Origin of the sequence: Marimonas lutisalis, assembly GCF_005434965.1 — a bacterium.
Lineage (GTDB): Bacteria > Pseudomonadota > Alphaproteobacteria > Rhodobacterales > Rhodobacteraceae > Marimonas_A > Marimonas_A lutisalis.
The window spans coordinates 575935-598783 of the sequence record NZ_SKCI01000001.1 but is presented as its reverse complement, the minus strand read 5'-3'; the positions used below and the strand labels follow the sequence as shown (position 1 = coordinate 598783).

The following is a 22849-nucleotide window of genomic DNA, read 5'->3' as shown; positions in this document are numbered from 1 at the left end:
GAAACGGCCGCCCTAGCCCGTCACTGTCGCGCCCTCGGCAATCGTGCGCGGCGCGCTGTTCAGCTTCTCGATGGCAAAACCGGCGGCGGCCTTGTAGCCGGCCATGAACGCCGCGCGCTCTTCTGCCGAGATCACGGCATCGATATCCTCGAACTCCCCGCCACAGCGTTCATCCACCAGGTTCAGCAGGCCAAACGGCCCCGCCCCGCGGTTGCGCAGGATAAGCTCCGAAACCGGGCCGCACAGCGTGTCGTCATAGGCGGCCAGCGCCTCGGCGCTCACGCCATGCGCCAGCATCTTCGCGCCCATCACCCGCGCATCGACGATCGCCTGGCTCGCCCCGTTCGACCCGGTCGGATACATCGCATGCGCCGCATCCCCCATCAGCGCCACCGCGCCATCGCGCCATGTCGGGATCGGGTCGCGGTCGATCATCGGGTTTTCATAGGCGATATCGGCGCCCCGGATCAGCTCGGGCACATCCAGCCAGTCCCAGGACCAGCCATCGAAATGATGCACGAACGCATCGATTTCGACCGGGCGGAACCAGCCGCTGTCGCGCGCGTCGGGATCGTCATAGGTCACCTCGGCAATCCAGTTGATATCGGCCATGCCGTCCGCGCCCACATGGCTGATCGGATAGATCACCATGCGTTGTCTATGCGTGCCCAGCCCGACAAAGGACGATCCCGTGCGAATGGGTTTGGCGCGCGTCGTGCCGCGCCACATCACCGCCCCGCCCCAGTGGATCGGCGGCTGATCGGGATGCATCTGCGCCCGAATGGCCGAATGGATGCCATCGGCCCCGATCAACAGCGTGCCGCTCTCGCGTTCAACCCGCCCGTCCGCGCGTTCGACAATCGCCGTCACGCCGCCGTCGGCGTTGTTCTCGTATCCCGTCACCCGCGCGCCCAGCACCACGCTCTCGGCCCCGGCGCGCTCGACCAGCGCATGATACAGCGCCATGTGGAACCTGCCCCGGTGCACCGCGTATTGCGGCCAGTTGTATCCGGCCTCCAGCCCGCGCGGCTCGGCATAGATGTCATTGCCGTTCAGCCCCACCAGCGCCCATTCCAGCGCCGGCACGCCGACCTTGTCCAGCTCTCCGGTGCCGATCCCCATGTCATAGAGCTCGCGCACGGCATTGGGTTGCAGGTTGATACCCACGCCCAGCGGGCGCAGTTCCTCGACACTTTCAAAGACCGTTGCCTTCACCCCGATCTGGTGCAGCGTCAGCGCCAGCGACAGCCCCGCAATCCCGCCGCCCGCGATCATCACCCGCGATTCACCCATCTGCCGTTCTCCCTCCTCCGTGGTGTTGCGCGCGCTCTAGCACCATCCGGCGCGCAACAACAGATGCCGCGGCGCCTCACTCCAGTGCGCGTCTTCCGGCCTCGCTCAACCCGTAAATCCCGGTTTCGACCTTCTCGAACCAGCCATAATGGTTGTCGCGCATCATCGTCGTCGCCCGCGCCACGCCGGTTTCGCGCGCCACCACCGCGCCCTTGCAGGGCCCATGCTCGGCCAGGTAGGCCGCGCATTTCATCGCGCCTTGCCGATAGGCGGTCATGATCGTCTCGCGCGCCATGCCGCCGTGGTTCGGATCGCCCTCGCGCGCGGCGAACTCCTTCAGCAGCGCCGCCTTCCTGGGCTTCGACTTGCGCGGCTGGAACGGCACCGGGTCGCAATGCGCCTGTACATGGCCATCACTCACCCGCACCGACAGAACGCCGACGCCCAGCCGCTTGCATAGTCCCATATTGCCCTTGAAGGTCCGCCAGCCCGGCTTGCCGCTCCAGCGCGGCACCGCCACGTAGACCGTATCGCTCACCGCCTGCCGCGCCACCGCCTGCTGCAACAGCGTCAGCGAAAACCCGGTTTTCAGCTCGACGATCAGCGGCTCTTCTTCCCCGCGCAGCGCCACCACGTCGGCGGCGCCCACCTCGCCCTTCACCTCATAGCCCCGGGCCTCCAGATACGCCTTCACCGGCGGGTAAAGATCGGTTTCCGTTGGCTTGCCCATGGCGCGAGACTAGCCGCCGTGTGCCCCTTGCGAAAGCCCCGCCGCGCGCCGCGTTAACCTTAACGCGCGTTAACCCGGGCCGATTTCCCCGGCAGCCGGAAGGCAGCCGGGGGGTGCACGCAGATCACCCCCCGATTTTCGACCGCGCGGTGGCGTTAACCCACCCATGCCGCAGCGCGGCAAATTCGCGCCCCAGCCCCCCGTGACAAGCGCGCCCGCGCGGCCTATAAGGCGCGCAAATTCACGATTTCCGAAGGACTGACCCGCCATGACCACGCTTGTTTTCGGCCATAAATCGCCCGACACCGACTCCACCGGATCGCCCATTCTCTGGGCCTGGTATCTCAATGAAATCAAAGGGGTGGAGGCCGAACCTGTTCTTCTGGGTGAACCCAACACCGAGGCGGCCTTCATGCTGACGCGCTGGATGCTCGACAAGCCCGAGATCATCTCCGACGTCGCCGACGACCAGCCCTGCGTTGTCGTCGACACCAACAACCCCGCCGAGCTGCCCGCCAACATCAACGGCGCGGACGTGCGCGAGATCATCGACCACCACAAACTCGTCGGCGGCCTCGAAACCCGCGGCCCCATCGACATCACCATCCGCCCGCTGGCCTGCACGGCGACGATCATGATCGACAAGATCGGCAATGATTACAGCAAGATGCCGGATGACATGAAAGGCGCGGCGCTTACCTGCATTCTCAGCGATACGCTGGAATTCCGCAGCCCGACCACCACAGATCACGACCGCGAAGTAGCCGAGAAACTGGCCGCCGACCTCGGCATCTCGATCCCCGACTACGCCGCCGAGATGTTCGCCGCCAAATCCGACGTGTCGGCCTTCTCCGATGCCGAGCTGATCCGCATGGACAGCAAGGAATACGAGGTTTCGGGCACCAAGTTCCGCGTCTCGGTGCTGGAAACCACCGCCCCCGCCACCGTGCTCGACCGCAAGGACAGCCTGATGGCCTCGATGGCGGATGTGGCGAAAGAAGACGGCGTTGACCAGGTCCTGCTTTTCGTCGTCGACATCCTGAACGAAGAGGCCACGCTGCTGGTGCCGAACGACCTGGTGAAAACCGTCGCCAAGAAAAGCTTTGGCGCAGATGCGAGCGGCGACACCGTGGTGCTGCCCGGCGTCATGTCGCGCAAAAAGCAGATCATCCCGAACCTGGCGGTGTAATCTGTTGAAATCCCGCACGAAAGGGCGCCGCATCGGCGCCCTTTCGTCATTTCCGGGGGCCTCATGATCGACACGCTGGCCAAGATCACCCTCGCGCCTCTGCTCGTGGCCCAGGCCCTGCAGGTCCGGCGCCGCGCGCTCATCCTGCCGGAACCGCCCGGCCCGCGGCAGGGCCGCATCGGCACCGGCGCGCCCTTGCGCCTTCTGATCCTTGGCGACAGTTCCGCCGCCGGCGTTGGCGCAACGGATCAGGCCCGCGCCCTCTCGGGGCAGCTGGGCAGCCTGCTTTCCACCGAATACGCGCTCGACTGGCGCCTGCTCGCCCGCACCGGCGACACCACGCGCAACAGCCTGCACCGCCTGCAGACCATTGAAGATACAACCAAATTCGACGTCGCGATCATCGCGATCGGAGTCAACGATGTCACCCGGTCGGTGCCGCTCCCGCGCTGGCTGGCCGGGCAACGGGCATTGCACGATACGCTGCGCGAACGGCATGGGACGCGCCTCATCCTGCGCTCGGGCCTGCCGCCGATGGGCCATTTCCCGCTTCTGCCGCAACCGCTACGCTGGACGATGGGGCGCACCGCCCGGCGCTTCAACACCGCCCTGGCGGGGCTCTGCGCGGGCGACCCGGATCTCACTCACGTGCCGCTCGATCTACCCTTCGACGCGGCCTATGTCGCCGAAGACGGCTTTCATCCCAGCGAACCAGCCTATCGCCTTTGGGCGGGCCTGCTCGCACAGGAGCTGCGCGATCATCCCACCCTCGCCTGAGCGCGAAAAGAAAACACCCGCGGACGAAACCGCGGGTGCCTTCGACAAGTCTTGCCCGGGCTTAGTTGCGACCGTGGCCACCGCCGCCTTGGCCGCCACCATTTCCGCCGCCACCGTGGCCACCCCCGTTGCCAGCGCCAGCTGCACCACCTGCTCCGGCGCCTCCACCTGCGCCGGTACTGCCCCCACCGGAGCCATCACCTTCGCCGCCGCGCCCCGCGGCGCCGCTTCCGGCCAGCGGGCTGACGTTCTGCACCATGTTGCCCAGCATCTCGTCTTCGCCCGGCGTGCCGATGCTGCGGGCCTGGTTGTCATCATGCTCTTTCGACAGAACCGTATCGTCATCGGTTGCCCAAGGATTGGCATGCGCAGCCATAAGAGGACCTGCAAGTGCGATCGTGGCGACTGCCCCAAGAATAAGTGTTTTCATTGTGTTACCTCGTGTTTTTCAGTTGTTGTGCGTGCCCCGATGGCTATCCCCGAATTGTGGCCGAAAATAGAAGGGCGTCCTAAACTGCCTCTCTAAAGCTGCGCTTTAAGCCATTCGTTTATGGCCATTTTCCGCACAGCTTTTCGCAGAATCCTGCGCATTCCACTTGCCGATTCCCGGTGGCCAAGCCCCGGGCACTGCGTCATAGATGGAAGGACGCAAATCAGGAGAACGACCCAGCTCATGACACGCATCATCAATGCCCTTTCCGACATCTCTGACCGTTACGACGTTATCTTCGTCGATCTGTGGGGCTGCGTGCATGACGGGGTCCGTGCCATCCCCTCCGCCGTCGCCGCATTGCAAGAGTATCGCCGCAAGGGCGGCACCGTGGTGCTGGTCACCAACTCGCCCAAACCGCGCGCCGGCGTCGCGGTGCAGCTCGACGGGTTTGGCGTCGCCCGCGACAGCTGGGACGTAATCGCCACCTCCGGCGATTCCGCCCGCGCTGCCATGTTCCGCGGCGTGGTCGGCCAGAAGGTCTATTTCATGGGCGAGTGGGCACGCGACGAGGAATTCTTCGAACCGCTCGAAGTGATCGACGATCCGGTCGATATCCAGCTCGTCCCGCTGCCCGAGGCCGAGGGCATCGTCTGCTGCGGCCCCTTCGACCCGATGGCCGACCCGGACGTAAACCGCCCCGATTTCCTCTATGCCAAGCAGAAGGGCCTGAAACTGCTCTGCGCCAACCCCGATATCGTGGTCGACCGCGGCGAACGGCGCGAATGGTGCGCCGGGGCGCTGGGGCGACTTTATACGGAAATGGGGGGCGAAAGCCTCTATTTCGGCAAACCCCACCCGCCGATCTATGATCTGGCACGCCGCCGCATGGCAAGCCTCGGCAAATCCGTGCCCGACTCGCGCATTCTGGCCATCGGCGACGGGCTGCACACCGACATCCAGGGGGCGATGGGCGAGGACATCGATTCTCTCTTCATCACCGGCGGGCTCGCCCGCGAGATCACCAAAACGTCGCATCAGCCCGATCCGGATGCGCTAAACGCCTATATTGAAAAGGAAATGATCTCTCCTTCCTACGCGATCGGGCAACTGCGCTAGGCCAATTTGGGGCTTGATTTTCTGCGCCTGCAAAGTAATAAAGTTCCAACACCGGGCGCGTCAGCGTCCGAAAATTGCGCAAAGCCGGAGCCTTTGGAGGGCGGAATGTTGGATAACCTGCCACGCGGAACCATCACCATCGAGGAAATCGAGATGGGGATGACGCGCCACCTGCGCAAAGTGGTCACCGACGAAGATATCGAGATGTTCGCCCAGGTCTCGACCGATCGGAACCCGGTGCATCTCGATGACGATTACGCCAACGACACCATCTTCGAAGGCCGCATCGCCCACGGCATGCTTACCGCCGGGCTCATCTCCGCGGTGATCGGCGAACAGCTCCCGGGCCACGGCACCGTCTACATGGGCCAGACGCTCAAGTTCCTCGCCCCCGTGCGCCCCGGCGACACCGTCCTGGCCGAGGTCGAGGTGATCGGCATCGACCACGCCAAGCGCCGGGTGCAGCTCGATTGCCGCTGCATGGTCAACGGCAAGAAGGTCCTGATCGGCGAGGCCACCGTGCTCGCCCCCTCGGGCAAGTTCGACTGACACGCCGCAAAAGCATCCGTACTTGCACCCGTCGCGACAGGCCGCTAACCAGCCTTCATGCGTATCATCCGCGACTATCAATTCGTTGACGCCGCCGACAAGGGCGCCTCTGCCGCCATCGGCAATTTCGATGGCGTGCATTTGGGCCACCAGTCGGTGATCGACATCGCGCGCAACGCAGGCGCGCAGACCGGCGCGCCCCTGGGCATCGTCACTTTCGAGCCGCACCCCCGCGAATACTTCGCCCCCGACGCCCCGCCCTTCCGCCTGATGAGCGCCGCCGCCCGCGCCCACCGGCTCGAAAAGCTCGGCGTCGAACGGCTCTACGAGCTCAATTTCAACGCCGCGCTCTCGGCGCTCACGCCGGACGAGTTCGCGCGCAAGGTCATCACCGATGGTTTGGGCCTCCGGCACGTGGTCGTCGGCGCCGATTTCTGCTTTGGCAAGGGCCGCGCCGGCAATGTCGAGGATCTCCTGCGCTTCGGCGCGGAAATGGGTTTTGGTGTCACCATCGCCGAACTGCTGGAAGGCAACGGCGAACAGGTGTCCTCCACCGCCATCCGCAACGCGTTGTCCGAGGGCCGCCCACGCGACGCCGCCGCGATGCTGGGCCACTGGCACCGGATCGAAGGCCGCGTGATCCGCGGCGATCAGCGCGGCCGCGAACTGGGCTATCCCACCGCCAACATGTCGATCGACGGCCTGCACCCGCCCCGTTTCGGCGTCTATGCCGTCTTGGCCGACGTGCTCGATGGCCCCCACAAGGGCAGCTACCACGGCGCCGCCTCGATGGGCGTGCGCCCGATGTTCGGCGTGAACAAGCCCAACCTCGAAACCTTCCTCTTCGACTTCTCCGGCGATCTTTACGGCGCGACCGTCTCCATCGGCCTTGTCGACTATCTCCGCCCCGAGGAAAAATTCGACAGCCTCGATGCGCTGATCGCCCAGATGGATGCCGATTGCGCCCGCGCCCGCGAGATCCTGAAAAGCATATGAGCGACCCGATCGACCGCACCGGCCTGCGCCCGCGCTTCTGGGAAACCACGCCGCTTTCACGCCTGACCCGCAAGGAATGGGAGGCGCTCTGCGACGGCTGCGGCAAGTGCTGCCTGAACAAGCTCGAGGACGCCGATACCGGCGAAGTGGCCCTCACCCGCGTCGCTTGCCGGCTCTTCGACGACGAAACCTGCCGCTGCGCGCAATACGAGATCCGCCATCAATTCGTGCCCGAATGCATCACCCTCGATCCCTCGACGATCGAGAAACACGCCTACTGGTTGCCGCAGACCTGCGCCTACAAACTCTTGTGGCAGGGCGATCCCCTGCCCGACTGGCACCCGCTGCTTTCAGGTACCGCGCAATCGGTGCATGATGCCGGCGTGTCGATGCGCCACCGCACCGTGCCCGAATTCGAAATCGACGAAGACGACTGGGAAGATCACATCATAGAGGAGCCGACCTGATGTTCTTTGCTTCCGACAATGGCGGCCCTGCCAACCCCGAAATCCTCGCAGCGCTCACCCGCGCAAACGAAGGCTATGCCATGGGCTATGGCGCCGACGCGATCATGGACGAAGTCCGCGCGCAGCTGCGCGAGATCTTCGAGGCGCCGCTGGCCAGCATCCATCTGGTCGCCACCGGCACCACGGCGAATTCTCTTGCGCTCGCCACGCTGACCAACCCCTGGGAAACGATCTTCTGTTCGCCCACCGCGCATATCCACGAAGACGAGTGTAACGCCCCCGAATTCTACACCGGCGGCGCCAAGCTCACCCTCGCGGGTACCGAGGACAAGATGACGCCCGACGCGCTCCGCGCCGCCATCGAGGGCGAGGAAACCCGCGGCGTCCACGGCCCCCAACGTGGCCCGGTCTCGATCACCCAGGTCACCGAACGCGGCCAGGTCCATTCGCTTGAGGAGCTCAACGCACTCACCGCCGTCGCTCGCGAATACGGCCTCAACACCCATCTCGACGGCGCGCGTTTCGCCAATGCGCTTGCCGCGCTCGGCTGCACGCCCGCTGAGATGACCTGGAAGGCCGGGATCGACGCGGTCTCGTTCGGCGGCACGAAAAACGGCTGCATGGGTGTCGAAGCGGTGATCTTCTTCGATCCCGCCCACGCCTGGGAGTTCGAACTGCGGCGCAAACGCGGCGGTCACCTCTTCTCGAAACACCGCTACCTCTCGGCGCAGATGCAGGCCTATCTCGCCGATGATCTCTGGACCCGCAACGCCACAAGCGCCAATGCCGCCTGCGCCCGGCTCGCGGCCGGTCTGCGCGACCTGCCCGGCGTCAGCTTCGATTTTGAGCCGCAGGCCAATATCATCTTCCTGCACATGCCGCGCGCCACGCACCAGCGCCTGCAGGCCGCCGGCGCGGTCTACTACATCATGGCCGGCGACGTGACATCGGGCGATCCCGACGAACCCCTGCCCGCGCGCCTTGTCTGCGACTGGTCGGTCACCGACGCCACCATCGACCGCTTCATCGAAACGGCAATAGGCTAAACACACCAGCCCCTTTATCTTGCCCCAAATATCCCGGGGGTGTGGGGCTGGCCCCCACAACCTCACGCCACCACAGGCTGCTCCGGTACCGTATCCAGAAACTCCGAAATCAGCGCCGCCGTCTCGGTCGGGTGCGTGATCGGCACCATGTGCCCCGCCCCCTCCAGCGCAATATCGCGCGATCCCTTCAATCGCCGGACAATGGCGGCGTGGATCGGCTCCACGAAGGCCGAGCTCTCGGCCCCCCGAATGAGCAGCGCCGGCACGTCCAGCGCCTCGATCCGCTTGTCGCGCAGGATGCCGGGCCGGTCCTCCAGCACGGTGGCCTGGTTCGCCTGGATCAGGTGGATCTTGCTTGCCAGGAACGCCTTGTGTTCATCGGGCAATGCCTCCCACGGTCGCCCGTCGCCCCATTCGGTCATGAAAGACTTCGCCGCCGCCATCCGGTCGCCGCGCTCCAGCGCCTCGATATAGCCCGCGTTCATGTCATGATGGGTCTCGGCCAGCGCCGGGTCGTCCGCCAGCGCAGCCGCCACGAACACGCTCTCGATCATCACCAGCGACCGCACCAGGTCGGGGCGTTCAATCGCCAGTCGCAGGCCCACCGTGGCGCCGAAGGAATGGCCGATGATGTCCATCGGCCCGTCCGCGCCGATCACGTCCACCGCCATCGCCACCGACAGCTCCTGCATGTCGCGCGCGGGCGTCCAGTCGCCGCTGCGGCCATGCCCCGGCAGATCATAGGCGCGCATCGTCAGCCGCTCGCCCATGAGGCCCGCCACACCCTTCCAGGCGCCGGAATGGGCCAGCGAACAATGGATCATCAGCGCCTTGCGCGACCCCTGTCCGAACTCGGTCCAATAGGTCGGGTGACCGCCCCGCATGTCCTGCGTCATGTCACAACTCACCGGCCAGATGTGCGTCCAGGTCGGCCAGCCGGTCCTGCCCCCAGAACCGCTCATCATCGTCGCAGATATAGAAAGGCGCGCCGAATACGCCCCTTGTATGCGCCTCTTCCAGGTTGGCCGCGTATTCCTCCGCGCCCGACAGCATCCCGGAAAAACTCAGCCCCTTGTCGAATCCCGCCGCCTCCAGGCAGGCGCCGATCACCGCGTCGTCGGCAATGTCCTTCTCCTCGACCCAGCAGGCGCGCAACAGCCCATGCACCAGCGCGCCCATGTCGCCGCCGCCCGCCTTCTGCGCCGCGATGATCGCATAGGAGGATGGTGCTGCGTTGGTCGGCCAGAAGGCCGGCTGCATGTTCAACGGCAGCCCGGTCTTTTTCGAGATCCGGCGCAGTTCCTGCAGGCGGTAATCCTTGCGGCCCTGCGGCCGGTCCTGCGGGCGCGGCGCGCCCAGCCGGTCATAAAGCGCCAGAATGTCATAGGGCTTGTAGGTGATGCCCGCGCCATGCCGGCCCGCGATCTCCTCCAGCCGCGTCCCGGCGAAATAGGCAAACGGGCTCAGCGTGGAGAAAAAATAGTCGATATGTGCCACAATTTCCGTCCTTTGCGCGACTGTCGGGATGCCAAAGCTTTGCCCGACCCTAGAGAGATGCTAAGCGGTGTCAACGTCACGATTCTGTCACGGAACGCCACCGCCGGGGACCACGCAACCATGCCGACAATCAATGAACCGAAGCTCATTTCGGGCAATTCCAACATGCCTCTGGCCAAGGGTATTGCCCGTCGCATGTCGATGCACCGCGGCGTCAATACGCAGCTGGTCGATACCCGCGTCGAACGCTTCAACGACGGCGAAATTTTTGTCGAGGTCTTCGACAATGTCCGCGACGAAGACATGTTCATCATCCAGTCCACGTCGAACCCGGCAAATGACAACCTGATGGAACTTCTGATCATGTCCGACGCGCTGCGCCGCTCCTCGGCCCGTCGCATCACCGCCGTGATCCCCTATTTCGGCTATGCCCGCCAGGATCGCCGCACCAAGGCGCGCACGCCCATCTCGGCCAAGCTGGTCGCCAACATGATCGTCGAGGCCGGCATCGAACGCGTGCTGACGATGGACCTGCACGCCGCCCAGATCCAGGGCTTCTTCGACATCCCCGTCGACAACCTCTACGCCTCGCCGATCTTCGCGCTCGACATCAAGAAACAGTTCGCCAAGCAGATGGCCGACGTGATGATCGTCTCGCCCGACGTGGGCGGCGTGGCCCGCGCCCGTGAACTGGCGAAACGGATCAACGCGCCGCTCGCCATCGTCGACAAACGCCGCGAAAAACCCGGCGAAGTGGCCGAGATGACGGTGATCGGCAATGTCGAGGGCAAGCGCTGCATCATCGTCGATGACATCTGCGATACCGCCGGCACGCTGTGCAAGGCCGCCGAGGTGATCAAGGACAGTGGCGCGAAAGAAGTGCACGCCTATATCTCGCACGGCGTGCTCTCGGGCCCCGCGGTCGAGCGGATCACCAAATCGGTTATGAAATCGCTGGTCATCACCGACTCGATCGAAGCAAACGCGGCCGTGCAGGCCGCGCCGAATATCCGTATTCTGCCCACCGCCCCGCTTTTCGCCCAGGCGATCCTGAATATCTGGAACGGCACCTCGGTCAGCTCGCTCTTCGACACCGACATGCTCGAGCCGATCTACGAAGGCATTTTCTGAGGCACCTGCCGCCGCCTCAGTAAAGCTCCCAGTCGTCCTCGTTTCCGACCGGCCCGACCGCCATCCAGCCGATGCGCACCCGGGCAACCTTGGTGTCGCCCCAGGTCCGGAACACAAGGTCGAAACCATCCTCGCCCACGTTTTCGGCCTCGATGTCGGCGCGCACGTTGGTGGCGCTGTCAACGTCCCACAACGTCAGCGAACAATGCACCGCGGGCGGCTCCTTGAACGGCTCGCGGAACGCCACCCGTTTGCGGCGTTCGCGGTGGCCGGTGCCGGTCCACATCTCGCCGCCATCCTCGAAATCCTCAAAGATCGTGTCGCTGCCCTGCGCGATCCCGATGCTATGCGCGCTGATCTTCTTCATGCATCCGACCTGAATTCATCAATAACCAATACCTGCCTTAAAATTCCGGCAAAATTCGGGTATTGCAAAGGAAAAAGGCCCCGGCGCAATGCGGGGCCTTCGATTTCATGCTCTGGCGCGGGCTCAGGCGCCGACGGTGTCGCGCAGCGCCTGCAGATCGGCCAGCTGCTTGTCGGCCATGTCGCGCGCGGCACCGGTGGCTTCCGCCGCCGCGGCCGTCGCGGCCTCGATCAGCGGCTCCAGGTCCGCGGCCTTGGCATCGCCCAGCGGCTTGGCCATCTCGGCCAGGATGCTGGTCGCCTCGGCATTCACCTCGGCAAACCCGCCGGTGACCAGGTAATCGTGCTCACCCTCGGGGCCCTTGACCTTCAGAACACCGGGGCGCAGCGTGGTAACGACGGGCGTGTGGCCCGGCATCGCCGTCAGGTCGCCATCGGCGCCCGGGATCTGGACTTCCGAGGCCTGGTAGGATGCCAGGCTGCGCTCGGGGCTCACCAGATCGAACTGCATCGTGTCAGCCATGTCTGTCTCCTTTCCGGAGCCTGCCCCCCCACCCGCCATGGCGGCCCGGGGGGCGGCTGAGATTACGCGGCTTCCGCGGCCAGTTTCTCGGCTTTCGCGATCACCTCGTCGATGTCGCCGACCATGTAGAAGGCGGCTTCGGGCAGGTGGTCGTATTCGCCGGCCACAACGGCCTTGAACGACGCGATGGTTTTTTCCAGCGGCACCTGCACACCGTCCGAGCCGGTGAACACTTTCGCAACGTCGAAGGGCTGCGACAGGAAACGCTGGATCTTACGGGCACGGGCAACCGTCAGTTTGTCTTCTTCCGACAGTTCGTCCATCCCGAGGATCGCGATGATGTCCTGCAGCGACTTGTAGCGCTGAAGGATCTCCTGCACGTCCGAGGCGACCTTGTAGTGCTCTTCGCCCACGATGGCCGGGTCCAGCAGACGCGAAGTCGAGTCGAGCGGGTCCACGGCGGGGTAGATGCCCAGTTCCGAAATCGCACGCGACAGAACGGTGGTTGCGTCGAGGTGCGCAAACGAGGTGGCCGGCGCGGGGTCGGTCAGGTCGTCCGCAGGCACGTAGATCGCCTGCACCGAGGTGATCGAGCCACCCTTGGTCGAGGTGATGCGTTCCTGCATCGCGCCCATGTCGGTGGCCAGCGTCGGCTGGTAACCCACAGCCGAAGGAATCCGGCCCAGAAGCGCCGACACCTCGGAACCCGCCTGGGTAAAGCGGAAGATATTGTCGACGAAGAACAGAACGTCGGTGCCCGACTGGTCACGGAACTGCTCAGCCAGCGTCAGGCCCGACAGTGCCACGCGCATCCGTGCTCCCGGAGGCTCGTTCATCTGGCCGTAAACCAGGGCCACCTGGCTCTCTTCCAGGTTATCGGGGTTGATAACGTTGGATTCGATCATCTCGTGGTACAGGTCGTTACCTTCACGGGTCCGTTCACCCACACCGGCGAACACCGAGAAGCCCGAGTGCACCTTGGCGATGTTGTTGATCAGTTCCATGATGAGAACCGTCTTGCCCACGCCGGCGCCGCCGAAGAGGCCGATCTTGCCGCCTTTTGCGTAGGGGGCCAGCAGGTCAACCACCTTGATGCCGGTCACCAGAACTTCCGACTCGGTCGACTGCTCTTCGAAATCCGGGGCGGGCTGGTGGATGGCGCGGAATTCCTTGGCGTTGACCGGGCCTTTTTCGTCCACGGGCTCACCCACGACGTTCAGGATGCGGCCCAGGGTGGCGTTCCCCACCGGCATGGTGATCGGGCCGTCGGTGTCCACGACTTCCTGACCGCGCACCAGACCTTCGGTGGCGTCCATCGCGATGGTCCGCACGGTGTTCTCACCAAGGTGCTGGGCCACTTCCAGAACCAGGTTGTTGCCGTTGTTGTCGGTGTTCAGTGCGTTCAGGATCGCCGGCAGGTGATCATCGAACTGCACGTCCACGACAGCGCCGATCACCTGGGTGATTTTGCCTTTTGCATTTGCCATGTGTTTCGTCTCCGGTTGTCTCTTAGAGCGCCTCGGCGCCCGAAATGATTTCAATCAGCTCGTTGGTGATCACGGCCTGACGCGAACGGTTGAACTCGATGGTCAGTTTCTCGATCATCTCGCCGGCGTTGCGCGTGGCGTTGTCCATCGCACTCATCCGCGCGCCCTGCTCGGACGCGCCGTTCTCCAGCAACGCGCTGAAGATCGCCGTGGCCACGCCGCTGGGCAGCAGTTCGGCCAGGATCTCGTCCTGATCGGGCTCGTAATCGTAAACCGTGCCATCGCCCGCCTCGGCATCCACCGGGGTCGGGATAATCTGCTGGGCCTGCGGGATCTGGCTGATCACCGATTCAAAGCGCGAATAGAAGATCGTCGCGACATCGAACTCGCCGGCATCGAACCGCGCCAGAAGGTCGGTGGCGATGTCCTTGGCGTTGTCATAGCCCAGGCGCTTCACATCGCTCAGATCGACGTGACCCACGAACTTGTCCGCGTGGTCACGCTTGAGCTGCTCACGGCCTTTCTTGCCGACAGTCAGGATCTTGACCGTCTTGCCCTTGCCCTGAAGCTCGTCGATCTGGGCCTTGGCCTTTTTCACGATCGAACTGTTGAAGCCGCCGCACAGGCCACGTTCCGCGGTCATCACCACCAGAAGATGGGTCTGATCGCTGCCCGTGCCCCGCAGCAGAAGCGGCGCATCATCCGAGCCCTTGGCCGATTGCGCCACCGCCGTCAGAACGGCGGCGAAACGCTCGGTATAGGGCCGGCTCTGCTCGGCCGATTCCTGGGCACGGCGGAGCTTGGCCGCCGCAACCATCTGCATGGCCTTGGTGATCTTGCGGGTCGATTTGACCGACTCGATCCTGTTTTTAAGGTCCTTAAGACTTGGCATTGCCTCGTCTCCCCTTACGCGAAGTCAGCGGCGAACTCGTCAATCGCTGCCTTGAGACGGTCAGCGGCCTCGTCCTTGATCTTCGGATCCTCGTTGGTGATCCAGTCCAGAACGTCCTGGTGCTTCTGACGCATATGCGCCAGCAGCCCGGCCTCGAACCGGCCCACTTCGCGAACGTTGATCTTGTCGAGGTAGCCGTTGGTGCCGGCAAAGATCACGACGACGATCTCGGCGTTGGTCAGCGGCGAGTATTGCGGCTGCTTCATCAGTTCCGTCAGGCGTGCGCCCCGGTTCAGAAGCTGCTGCGTCGCGGCATCGAGGTCGGAACCGAACTGGGCAAAGGCCGCCATCTCGCGATACTGCGCGAGCGACAGTTTCACCGGACCGGCAACCGACGACATCGCCTTGGTCTGAGCCGACGAACCAACGCGGCTCACCGAAAGACCGGTGTTCACGGCCGGGCGGATACCCTGGTAGAACAGTTCCGTTTCCAGGAAGATCTGGCCGTCGGTGATCGAAATCACGTTCGTCGGAATAAAGGCCGACACGTCGCCGCCCTGCGTTTCGATGATCGGCAGCGCGGTCAGCGAACCTGCGCCGTGATCCTCGTTCAGCTTCGCCGAACGTTCCAGCAGACGCGAGTGCAGGTAGAAAACGTCGCCCGGATAGGCTTCACGCCCCGGCGGACGGCGCAGCAGCAGCGACATCTGGCGATACGACACGGCCTGTTTCGACAGGTCATCATAGATGATCAGCGCATGGCGGCCATTGTCGCGGAAATATTCGGCCATCGCCGTCGCGGCATAGGGCGCCAGGAACTGCATCGGCGCGGGGTCGGAAGCGGTGGCGGCCACCACGATCGAGTAGTCGATCGCGCCGGTTTCTTCCAGCTTTTTCACCAGCTGCGCCACGGTCGAACGCTTCTGACCGACGGCGACGTAGACGCAGTAGAGCTTCTTGCTCTCGTCGTCGCCCGCGGCGTCGTTATAGGATTTCTGGTTCAGGATCGCGTCCAGCGCCACGGCGGTCTTGCCGGTCTGACGGTCACCGATGATCAGCTCCCGCTGGCCACGGCCGATCGGGATCATCGAGTCAACGGCCTTCAGGCCGGTCGCCATCGGCTCGTGCACCGATTTACGCGGGATGATGCCCGGGGCCTTCACGTCGGCCAGGCGGCGTTCGCTGGCCTTGATCTCGCCCTTGCCGTCCAGCGGGTTGCCCAGTGCGTCGACAACGCGGCCCAGCAGCGCGTCACCGGCGGGCACGTCCACGATCGCGTTGGTCCGCTTGACGGTGTCGCCTTCTTTAATGTCGCGGTCGGAACCGAAGATCACGACGCCGACGTTGTCGGCCTCCAGGTTCAGCGCCATGCCGCGGATGCCGCCGGGGAATTCCACCATCTCACCGGCCTGGACGTTGTCCAGACCGTAAACGCGGGCGATCCCGTCGCCGACGCTCAGCACGCGGCCAACTTCGGCCACTTCGGCTTCCTTGCCGAAGTTCTTGATCTGGTCCTTCAGGATCGCAGAAATCTCTGCTGCTTGGATACCCATTTATCCGACCTCTTTCATTGCATTCTGGAGAGAGTTGAGGCGCGAGCGGATCGACGTGTCGATCATTTTCGAACCCACTTTGACGACAAGACCGCCGATGAGCGCTTCATCGACGGTCGCATTGATATTCACATCCTTGCCGACGCTGGCTTTCAGCGATTTGGCAAGCTTGGTGAGCTGGGCCTTGGTCAGCGGCTTGGCGCTGACCACGTCGGCCGTCACCTCGCCCTTGTCCTCGGCAATCGCGGCGCGCAGGGCCCGCACGAGCTGCGGCAGCACGAAAAGGCGCCGCTTGCCGGCCATCAGACTCAGCGTGTTGCTCATGAGTTCCGACAGGCCCATCTTGTTGGCGATGGCAGTCACCGCGGCGGCCTGTTGATCACGCGTGTAGATCGGCGAAGAAATCAAAGCGTTGAAATCGGCGCTGCCAGCCAGCGCTTCCTCCAGCGCCGCGATATCGCCTTCCAGCGCTTTCACGTTCTTGGATTCCTTGGCCAGTTCAAACACGGCCGTGGCATAGCGTGCGGCAATGCCGGTTGAGATCGAAGCTGGTTCGGACACGTCCACCCTTCCGATTTTCTGGCCCCGGTTTTCACAGCCGTCGCGGCGCAGAGCGATCGCTCGTGCCGCTTGGCATCCGGGGGCGTTTGCTCGCCTTGAATTCACAAAGCATCGAAATCGGGGCGGGTGTAGCAGAGCCCGTGTTGCCTAGCAACCTGCTACAGACGAAAACGACTCTCGCGGAAATCCTTATATTTCAGTTACTTGACGCAAGTGCGACCGTTTGCGCGAAAAACAGGCAGCGAAAAAACCCGGCAAATGCACATCTTTTCGCGATTCCTTGCACAAGTGCGGGCAAATCCGTTAACGCTACCATGCAAAAGCAGGGCGGCGTTGCCTCGTGAAGCTCTGCAAGATCCGGAATTGACTCTGCGTTAACCGATGCCGAAAGTGCCCCCCACTCTGCCGGTCATCCGGCGCTTGTGCCGATGACTGTGGTTGCGATTGACCGGTTTGCCTGAATGATCTTTCTCGATGCCCTTCCCGGCCGCTCCTGCGAAGTCCGCGATTTCGATCCGGACGATGACATACTTGTCATCGCCCTGCCCGACACCGTGCTGGCCCGGGCCGAGCCGCGCCTGGTTCTGCACCGTCACCCCGCGCTCGACTGTTTCGATGTCACCGTGATCACCACCCGCACCGGTCCGCGCTATCACCTGCGCCTGCCCGGGGTCAGGCATGTCACGGCCGATGCTGTTGCGATCATCTCGCTCACGGATGGCGACAGCCTGATGCACGGGCGCCAAAGCGAAGACACCGCCACGCCGACCGGAAACGGGCTCTATCCCAGCACCCGGATGCCGGCCGGGGACGCCACGCAAGATCCGGCCGACATGGTGTTCGACTACACCCATGACTGGCGCCACGACGGTCCGCCGCCGGAACGCTTCTTCGACCTGTCGCACCCCGGCTCGAGCCTCACCTTGCGGCTCGCGCCGGTCTCCGGCGGTCCGATCTATGCCGTGCGCTTCAATGAAAAGTCCGGCACCAATGGCAGCCGCGATCTCCACGCCTCGATCGTTCTGGTGCAGACGCCGCCTGGCAGCGATCCGCTCACTTCCGGCGAACTCGCCCGGCGCTTCGCCAGCAGCCTCGGCGCCCCCGATTTCCGCGCCATCGCCTGGATCTGGCTGGGCAATGGTGGCTACTATACCGACCCCGAAACCGGCAAGCGCCACACCTTTGGCCACATCAACGACAGCCCCGCCCTGTCGATCTCGGGGGCCATCGCCGGATCGGTCGAGATCGATCGTTAGGCGCCTCTGCGACAAAACGCTTAGTTTCCCGATGGGAAACAATTGCCCGCCATAGCCAGTTGACCGCTGCGTGGCGAAGGCCCTAGCCTGAAAAGATATTTTTCATTTGCATTTCCTGGGGGGGAAATCATGGGATACGCGATACTTGTGCTGCTGGGGCTGGGTGCCCTGCTCAGCCTGGCCGACACCGGTTCAGGCGGCGCGGATGAGTTCAGCTCGACCGGCGGCGGGGATGACGGCGGCGGCGGAACCGGCGGCGGCCCCGGTGACGGCGACGATACGATCAACGGCGGCAGCAATGTCGAGGTGTTCGGGTTTGGCGGCAATGACGTGATCAACCTGCTCGATACCGCCATCGGCCGCGGCGGCGACGGTGACGACACGATCACCATCGGCGACAACAGCCAGGCCTATGGCGATGCCGGCAACGATGTGCTGATCTCCTCGGGCAGCAGCCTCACCCTCGATGGCGGCGCGGGCGACGACACGATCGACGTCGATGACGGCTCGTCCTATTTCGCGCGCGGCGGCGATGGCAACGACCTGCTCGAAGTGTCGAACACCGAGTTCGAGGCCTTCGGCAACGCCGGCAACGACACGATCATCGCCACCGGGTCGAACTTCCTGGCCTTCGGCGGCGAGGGCAACGACCTCCTGCAATCCGACGATGCCACCGGCGCCGAATTCCTGGGCGAAGACGGCGACGACAGCTTCCAGATGTCGGGGCAGCAGTTCGTGCTGATCGAAGGCGGCGAAGGCGCCGACACGATCTTTGCGGCCTCCTCCGAAGGGCTCGACATCCTGGGCGGCACCGGCGACGACGAGATCACCGTCGACGGCTTCAACCAGATCGTCCATGGCGATGCCGGCAACGACCAGATCACCGCCACCGCGGGCAGCGCCTTCCAGCTCTTCGGCGACGAGGGCGACGATACCCTGACAGCCCTCGATACCTTCGACACCACCCTGTCGGGCGGCGAAGGCGCCGACGTGATCGAACTCACGCTGATGAACCGGCTGGGCGATATCGAGGATTCCACCCTCGTCGATGGCGATCAGATCACCCTCAACGTCACCGCCGAGGATCTCGCCGGCGACCAGACCCCGCTGGCGCTCGGCGAATACATCCTGCCCTCGCAGCTCACCATCAACCTGCCACCCGAGGTGACAGGCCCGCTTTCGGTGTTTGAAACCAGCGACGGCACCAACGATCTGGCCATCATCCAGACCGACGACGGCGAGGCGCTGGTGGTCTTCGTCAACCCCGCCTCGCCGAGCACGCTGCTTGGCGACATCACCGTGACCCAGGCCGCCACCGCGGCCTGAGCCCCCTCACCCCTCGCCCAGGCGCGAGGTGGTGGGCTTGGGCACCGGGTTCAGGATCGAGATCGGCCGCTTCACCCGTTCGCCCAGCCCGCCGCTGGGCGCCGGCACGCGCTTGCTCGCCTCCACCATCAGAACGCCGCCTGCCGCGATCACCGGCAGCGCGCGGCCCGTGCGCTCCCAGAACGCCGCCGTCTTGCGCCAGAACCGCCGCCCGCTCGGCGGCTGGTAAAGCGTCGTGCGCTGGTCCTCGGACAGAAACCCGTGGCTCTTCAGCTGCGCATCCAGCTGGCCCAGCGTGTAGGGCCGGCCATAGCCAAAGGGCGTGCGGTCGTTGCGGCTCCACAGCCCGGCCCGGTTCGGCACGATGAACAGCGCCTTGCCCCCCGGCCCCAGCACCCGATAGCACTCCTGCAGGACCGCGCTTGGCATCTCGCTCGTTTCCAGCCCGTGCATCACGATCAGCTTGTCCACCCGGCCCGTCTCGACCGGCCAGTGGGTCTCCTCGCACAGCACGCTCACGTTGGGCTGGCCCGCGGGCCAGGGCATCACGCCCTGCGGCCCGGGCATCAGCGCGATCACCCGCCGCGCCTGCTCCAGGTAGGGCCTGAGCAGCGGCACGGCAAAGCCGAAGCCCAGCACCGTCTGGCCCTTCGCCTCGGGCCACTGTTCCAGCATCTGTTCACGGATCACCTGCTGCACCGCGCGCCCCAGCGTGCTGCGGTAATAGAAATTGCGCAGGTCCTGCACATCGAGATGCATTGCAGCCCGGCTCCGGATCGGTCACTCTGGGGCCCACCATAACAACAGCGATGTGAAAAGCCATGGCCTTAGACCTCGTCACCATTCCCTGCCTCAACGACAACTACGCCTTTCTCGTCCATTGCGAGGAAACCGGCGATACCGCCGTTGTCGACGTGCCCGAAAGCGCGCCCATCGCCGCCGCGCTGGAAAAACGGGGCTGGACGCTGACCCATGTGCTGCTTACCCACCACCACGCCGATCACATCGATGGGCTGGACGAGCTGAAACAGGATTACCCCGACGCGGTCGTGATCGGCGCCGCGGCCGACGCCCACCGCCTGCCGCCGCTCGACATCAAGGTGAAAGAGGGCGACACGGTGACCGTCGGCATCGAATGGATCCACGTGATCGAGGTGCCCGGCCACACCGTCGGCCACATCGCCTATCACTTCCCCGAATCCGGCTATGCCTTCACCGGCGACAGCCTGATGGCGCTCGGCTGCGGGCGGCTCTTCGAAGGCACGGCCGACCAGATGTTCGACAGCCTGACGAAACTTGCCAGCCTCGCGCCCGATACGCTGATCTGCTCGGGCCACGAATACACCGCCGCCAATGCCCGTTTCGCGCTGACCATCGAACCCGGCAACGCGGCCCTGCAGCAACGCGCCAGCGATACCGAGGCCGCCCGCGCCAAGGGCAAATTCACCGTGCCCTCGCTGCTGCAGCTCGAGCTCGATACCAACCCCTTCCTGCGCGGCCACGTCGCCGAAGTGCAGAAGTCGGTCGGGCTCGAAGGCGCCGACCCGGCGCAGGTCTTTGCCGCGGTGCGCAACGCGAAGGACAATTTCTAGGCCCCGGCCTTCCGGAATTCCTGACTTTCCGGGCCACCGGGTATCCCGCTAGGGTTGTGTCATTTCAAGGACCCAACCATTTTCAGAAAGGGATACCCAAATGGCTTTCAAAGGGCTTATTTCGGGCCTTGCTGCCGCCGTGCTTTGCTGCATGCCGGCGCTGGCCCAGACCACCATGTCCAAAAACGACCCGGTCACCCGGGTGATCGAATGGACCCCCGGCTCGGACACCAAGACCAAGGTCTCGGGCCCGCATGGCGATGACGACACCACCAAGCGGCCGGGCCAGCATGCCTGGCTCTACGGGATGAAGATGGACGAAGTGGGCGACCGTCCCTGCTTTGTCGAGGCCTATTGGTGGCGCTTCACCGATCAGGACCTGCGCCAGGATTTCACCACCCGTTTCAACGTCTGCGGCAAGACGGTGAACGGCGACAAGGAGGCGATCCTGACCGACGCCGTGCGCGACCGCAAGGCGGTGACCTCGCTCCAGGTCTGCACCAACAACAAGAACAACAGCCGCCTCAAGGGCGTGAAACTCTGGGGCGGCTACATCGACAGGAACAATTCCGGCAAGGTGACGGATGCCAACACCATCCGGCAATTCTCGCGCGCCAACTGCAAGGACTGGAAAAAGGTGCGTGATTGCCCAACGGGCCAGGCCGCCGTCGGCTTCGACATCGAATACAACGACGACGAAATCGTCGGCCTTGCGCTGCACTGCGCCAAACCCACCTTCCGCATTATCCAGGAGCCCACGACCGTCGCCTATTCCGAGATGGAACAGGACATCCGCGTCAAGGTCAGCACCGATGATCGCACCACCACGATGACGATCAACGAAGCGATCGATGTGCACCGCGTCGCCGGCGCCGCCGTCGCCATCATCGAGGATTTCAAGGTCACGACCGTGCGCACCTACGGCCTGCGCGATTACAAGGACAACCTGCCGGCCAATTCGCAGACCCTCTGGCAGGCCGCTTCGATGTCGAAAATGGTGGCCGGTCTCGCCATGGCCAAGGCGCATTTCTCGGGCCACGGCCCCACGCTGGGCCGGCGCGTCAACAAGGCGGCGGCAGCACATCCAAACAGCCACCTCGATGACTGGACCCGGCGCAAGTTCGACCGCGCGGAAGAGCACTACCTGCCCGACATCTCGGTGCGCCGCCTGATGACCCATACAGCCGGGCTCGACAAGCACGGCATCGGCACCGCCAAGACCGACTGCCCCACCAAGATGCGCAACCTGATGATGGGAGAACTGACCTGCGGCATCTCGGCGACCAACCCGATCCATGCGCCGGGCACCAAATGGGACTATTCTGGCGGCGGTTACGTGGTGGCCGAACACATGCTCGAACTGGCGTCGGGCAAATCCGCGCGGGTCTATCTCAACAACGAGATTCTCAAACCCTACGGCCTCACCAAATCCACCTTCGATACCGCCGATAAGGACATGGACAATCTCGCGCGCGGCTGCTCGCGCTCGATCTGCGGCTTCGACGTGAAGCACACGGTGGTGAAATTCGCCGGCGGTCTTCTCGCCCACCCCGAGGAATTCGCCCGCCTGGTGGCGATGCTCGGCAACATGGGCCGCGATGAAACCGGCGCGCAGGTGATCCCTGCCGCGCATGTCGACAAGATGCTCATCCCGATCTGGAACATCGGCTCGTCGCTTCAGGCCTGCACAGCCGACAGCGCCTGCGCGGGGGGCGAGCAATGCCTGGTCGGCAAGTGCCGCAAGCCCTTGGTCACCGACAGCGACGACTGGTATGGCCTCGGCGTTCACCTGTCGACGACCATTCACGATGGTTATCCCCGCACCATCTGGCACGGTGGCGCTCAGGATGGTTTCCGCTCGCGCTTCCTGATCGACCGCAAGACCGGCAATGGCTTCGTGATCTTCGTCAACGGCAAGGAAGAGTGGGAACTCAACGGCGTCACCTATGGCGGCGGCGCGCTTGTCTCCGACATCGCCAACGCCTTCGACCGGCATTTCTGAGCCGGTCCCGCCCCGCGCGGTCCGGGCGCAGCGCACGCCCGATTAACCTTAACGCGCGTTAACCAGG

At 64.3% G+C, this 22849-nt stretch carries 24 protein-coding genes; 12 read left to right on the top strand and 12 right to left on the bottom strand.

Translation table 11 applies throughout. From position 1 onward, the window contains the following. Positions 1-12: 12 nt before the first annotated feature. Positions 13-1293, bottom strand: coding sequence for a flavin-dependent oxidoreductase (locus tag E0501_RS02915; RefSeq protein ID WP_137699843.1), 1281 nt, complete (start codon positions 1291-1293; stop codon positions 13-15). A gap of 76 nt (positions 1294-1369) precedes the next feature. Then, positions 1370-2023, bottom strand: a complete 654-nt coding sequence (locus E0501_RS02910) for a DUF2161 domain-containing phosphodiesterase (protein ID WP_137699842.1) — start codon at positions 2021-2023, stop codon at positions 1370-1372. Between the two features lie 268 nt (positions 2024-2291). Between E0501_RS02910 and E0501_RS02905 the strand changes: the two genes are divergently transcribed. Both E0501_RS02905 and E0501_RS02900 read left to right on the top strand, forming a co-directional pair. After that, a complete protein-coding gene (locus E0501_RS02905; protein WP_137699841.1) occupies positions 2292-3212 on the top strand; it encodes a manganese-dependent inorganic pyrophosphatase in 921 nt (306 codons plus the stop codon). A 63-nt stretch (positions 3213-3275) separates the two neighbouring features. Continuing rightward, positions 3276-3989, top strand: a complete 714-nt coding sequence (locus E0501_RS02900; protein WP_137699840.1) for an SGNH/GDSL hydrolase family protein — start codon at positions 3276-3278, stop codon at positions 3987-3989. Positions 3990-4050: 61 nt separating this feature from the next. On the opposite strand, the gene E0501_RS02895 is transcribed toward E0501_RS02900, so the two are convergent. Further along, positions 4051-4419: a hypothetical protein gene (locus E0501_RS02895; protein ID WP_137699839.1), complete on the bottom strand. Its 369-nt coding sequence runs from the start codon at positions 4417-4419 to the stop codon at positions 4051-4053. Between the two features lie 243 nt (positions 4420-4662). On the opposite strand from E0501_RS02895, the gene E0501_RS02890 reads away from it, so the two are divergent. From E0501_RS02890 to E0501_RS02870, 5 genes are all read left to right on the top strand, one after another. After that, positions 4663-5538, top strand: coding sequence for a TIGR01459 family HAD-type hydrolase (locus tag E0501_RS02890; RefSeq protein WP_137699838.1), 876 nt, complete (start codon positions 4663-4665; stop codon positions 5536-5538). Between the two features lie 105 nt (positions 5539-5643). Next, the gene (locus E0501_RS02885; protein ID WP_137699837.1) at positions 5644-6087 is read left to right on the top strand and encodes a MaoC family dehydratase; all 444 of its coding nucleotides are present in this window, start codon (positions 5644-5646) and stop codon (positions 6085-6087) included. A 57-nt stretch (positions 6088-6144) separates the two neighbouring features. After that, the gene (locus tag E0501_RS02880) at positions 6145-7083 is read left to right on the top strand and encodes a bifunctional riboflavin kinase/FAD synthetase (protein ID WP_137699836.1); all 939 of its coding nucleotides are present in this window, start codon (positions 6145-6147) and stop codon (positions 7081-7083) included. Beyond that, complete coding sequence (locus E0501_RS02875) at positions 7080-7550, top strand: YcgN family cysteine cluster protein (RefSeq protein WP_137699835.1); 471 nt, start codon at positions 7080-7082, stop codon at positions 7548-7550. Before E0501_RS02880 ends, E0501_RS02875 begins: the two co-directional genes overlap by 4 nt. After that, entirely contained in the window at positions 7550-8596 is a 1047-nt protein-coding gene (locus E0501_RS02870; RefSeq protein ID WP_137699834.1) for a threonine aldolase family protein, read from the top strand. Before E0501_RS02875 ends, E0501_RS02870 begins: the two co-directional genes overlap by 1 nt. A 62-nt stretch (positions 8597-8658) precedes the next feature. Here the strand turns inward: E0501_RS02870 and E0501_RS02865 are convergent, their stop codons facing one another. Further along, positions 8659-9492, bottom strand: coding sequence for an alpha/beta fold hydrolase (locus E0501_RS02865; RefSeq protein ID WP_235857733.1), 834 nt, complete (start codon positions 9490-9492; stop codon positions 8659-8661). 1 nt (position 9493) lies between these two features. Then, complete coding sequence (locus tag E0501_RS02860; RefSeq protein ID WP_137699833.1) at positions 9494-10093, bottom strand: 2-hydroxychromene-2-carboxylate isomerase; 600 nt, start codon at positions 10091-10093, stop codon at positions 9494-9496. Positions 10094-10213: 120 nt separating this feature from the next. Here E0501_RS02860 and E0501_RS02855 point away from each other — a divergent pair, with 120 nt between their 5' ends. Next, the gene (locus E0501_RS02855) at positions 10214-11224 is read left to right on the top strand and encodes a ribose-phosphate pyrophosphokinase (protein WP_137699832.1); all 1011 of its coding nucleotides are present in this window, start codon (positions 10214-10216) and stop codon (positions 11222-11224) included. A gap of 16 nt (positions 11225-11240) precedes the next feature. On the opposite strand, the gene E0501_RS02850 is transcribed toward E0501_RS02855, so the two are convergent. From E0501_RS02850 to E0501_RS02825, 6 genes are all read right to left on the bottom strand, one after another. Beyond that, positions 11241-11591 carry an H-type lectin domain-containing protein gene (locus tag E0501_RS02850; protein WP_137699831.1) on the bottom strand — a complete coding sequence of 117 codons (351 nt, stop codon included), beginning with the start codon at positions 11589-11591 and terminating at the stop codon, positions 11241-11243. Positions 11592-11714: 123 nt separating this feature from the next. After that, positions 11715-12113, bottom strand: coding sequence for a F0F1 ATP synthase subunit epsilon (locus E0501_RS02845; RefSeq protein ID WP_137699830.1), 399 nt, complete (start codon positions 12111-12113; stop codon positions 11715-11717). Between the two features lie 62 nt (positions 12114-12175). After that, on the bottom strand, positions 12176-13600 hold the full coding sequence (atpD, locus tag E0501_RS02840; RefSeq protein WP_137699829.1) for a F0F1 ATP synthase subunit beta: 1425 nt from the start codon (positions 13598-13600) through the stop codon (positions 12176-12178). Between the two features lie 22 nt (positions 13601-13622). Then, a complete protein-coding gene (locus tag E0501_RS02835) occupies positions 13623-14492 on the bottom strand; it encodes a F0F1 ATP synthase subunit gamma (RefSeq protein ID WP_137699828.1) in 870 nt (289 codons plus the stop codon). A 14-nt stretch (positions 14493-14506) separates the two neighbouring features. Next, positions 14507-16045 carry a F0F1 ATP synthase subunit alpha gene (gene atpA, locus E0501_RS02830; protein ID WP_137699827.1) on the bottom strand — a complete coding sequence of 513 codons (1539 nt, stop codon included), beginning with the start codon at positions 16043-16045 and terminating at the stop codon, positions 14507-14509. Next, positions 16046-16606, bottom strand: a complete 561-nt coding sequence (locus E0501_RS02825) for a F0F1 ATP synthase subunit delta (RefSeq protein ID WP_137699826.1) — start codon at positions 16604-16606, stop codon at positions 16046-16048. Positions 16607-17067: 461 nt separating this feature from the next. Between E0501_RS02825 and E0501_RS02820 the strand changes: the two genes are divergently transcribed. Beyond that, the gene (locus tag E0501_RS02820; RefSeq protein ID WP_137699825.1) at positions 17068-17862 is read left to right on the top strand and encodes a hypothetical protein; all 795 of its coding nucleotides are present in this window, start codon (positions 17068-17070) and stop codon (positions 17860-17862) included. Between the two features lie 129 nt (positions 17863-17991). Then, entirely contained in the window at positions 17992-19188 is a 1197-nt protein-coding gene (locus tag E0501_RS02815; RefSeq protein ID WP_137699824.1) for a calcium-binding protein, read from the top strand. Between the two features lie 6 nt (positions 19189-19194). Here E0501_RS02815 and E0501_RS02810 read toward each other — a convergent pair whose 3' ends face one another. Beyond that, positions 19195-19947 (bottom strand): class I SAM-dependent methyltransferase, encoded by a 753-nt coding sequence (locus E0501_RS02810; RefSeq protein ID WP_137699823.1) that lies wholly within the window; start codon positions 19945-19947, stop codon positions 19195-19197. A 62-nt stretch (positions 19948-20009) separates the two neighbouring features. Here E0501_RS02810 and gloB point away from each other — a divergent pair, with 62 nt between their 5' ends. Further along, a complete protein-coding gene (gloB, locus tag E0501_RS02805) occupies positions 20010-20780 on the top strand; it encodes a hydroxyacylglutathione hydrolase (protein ID WP_137699822.1) in 771 nt (256 codons plus the stop codon). A 100-nt stretch (positions 20781-20880) separates the two neighbouring features. After that, positions 20881-22782: a serine hydrolase domain-containing protein gene (locus E0501_RS02800; RefSeq protein WP_137699821.1), complete on the top strand. Its 1902-nt coding sequence runs from the start codon at positions 20881-20883 to the stop codon at positions 22780-22782. Positions 22783-22849 lie beyond the last annotated feature (67 nt).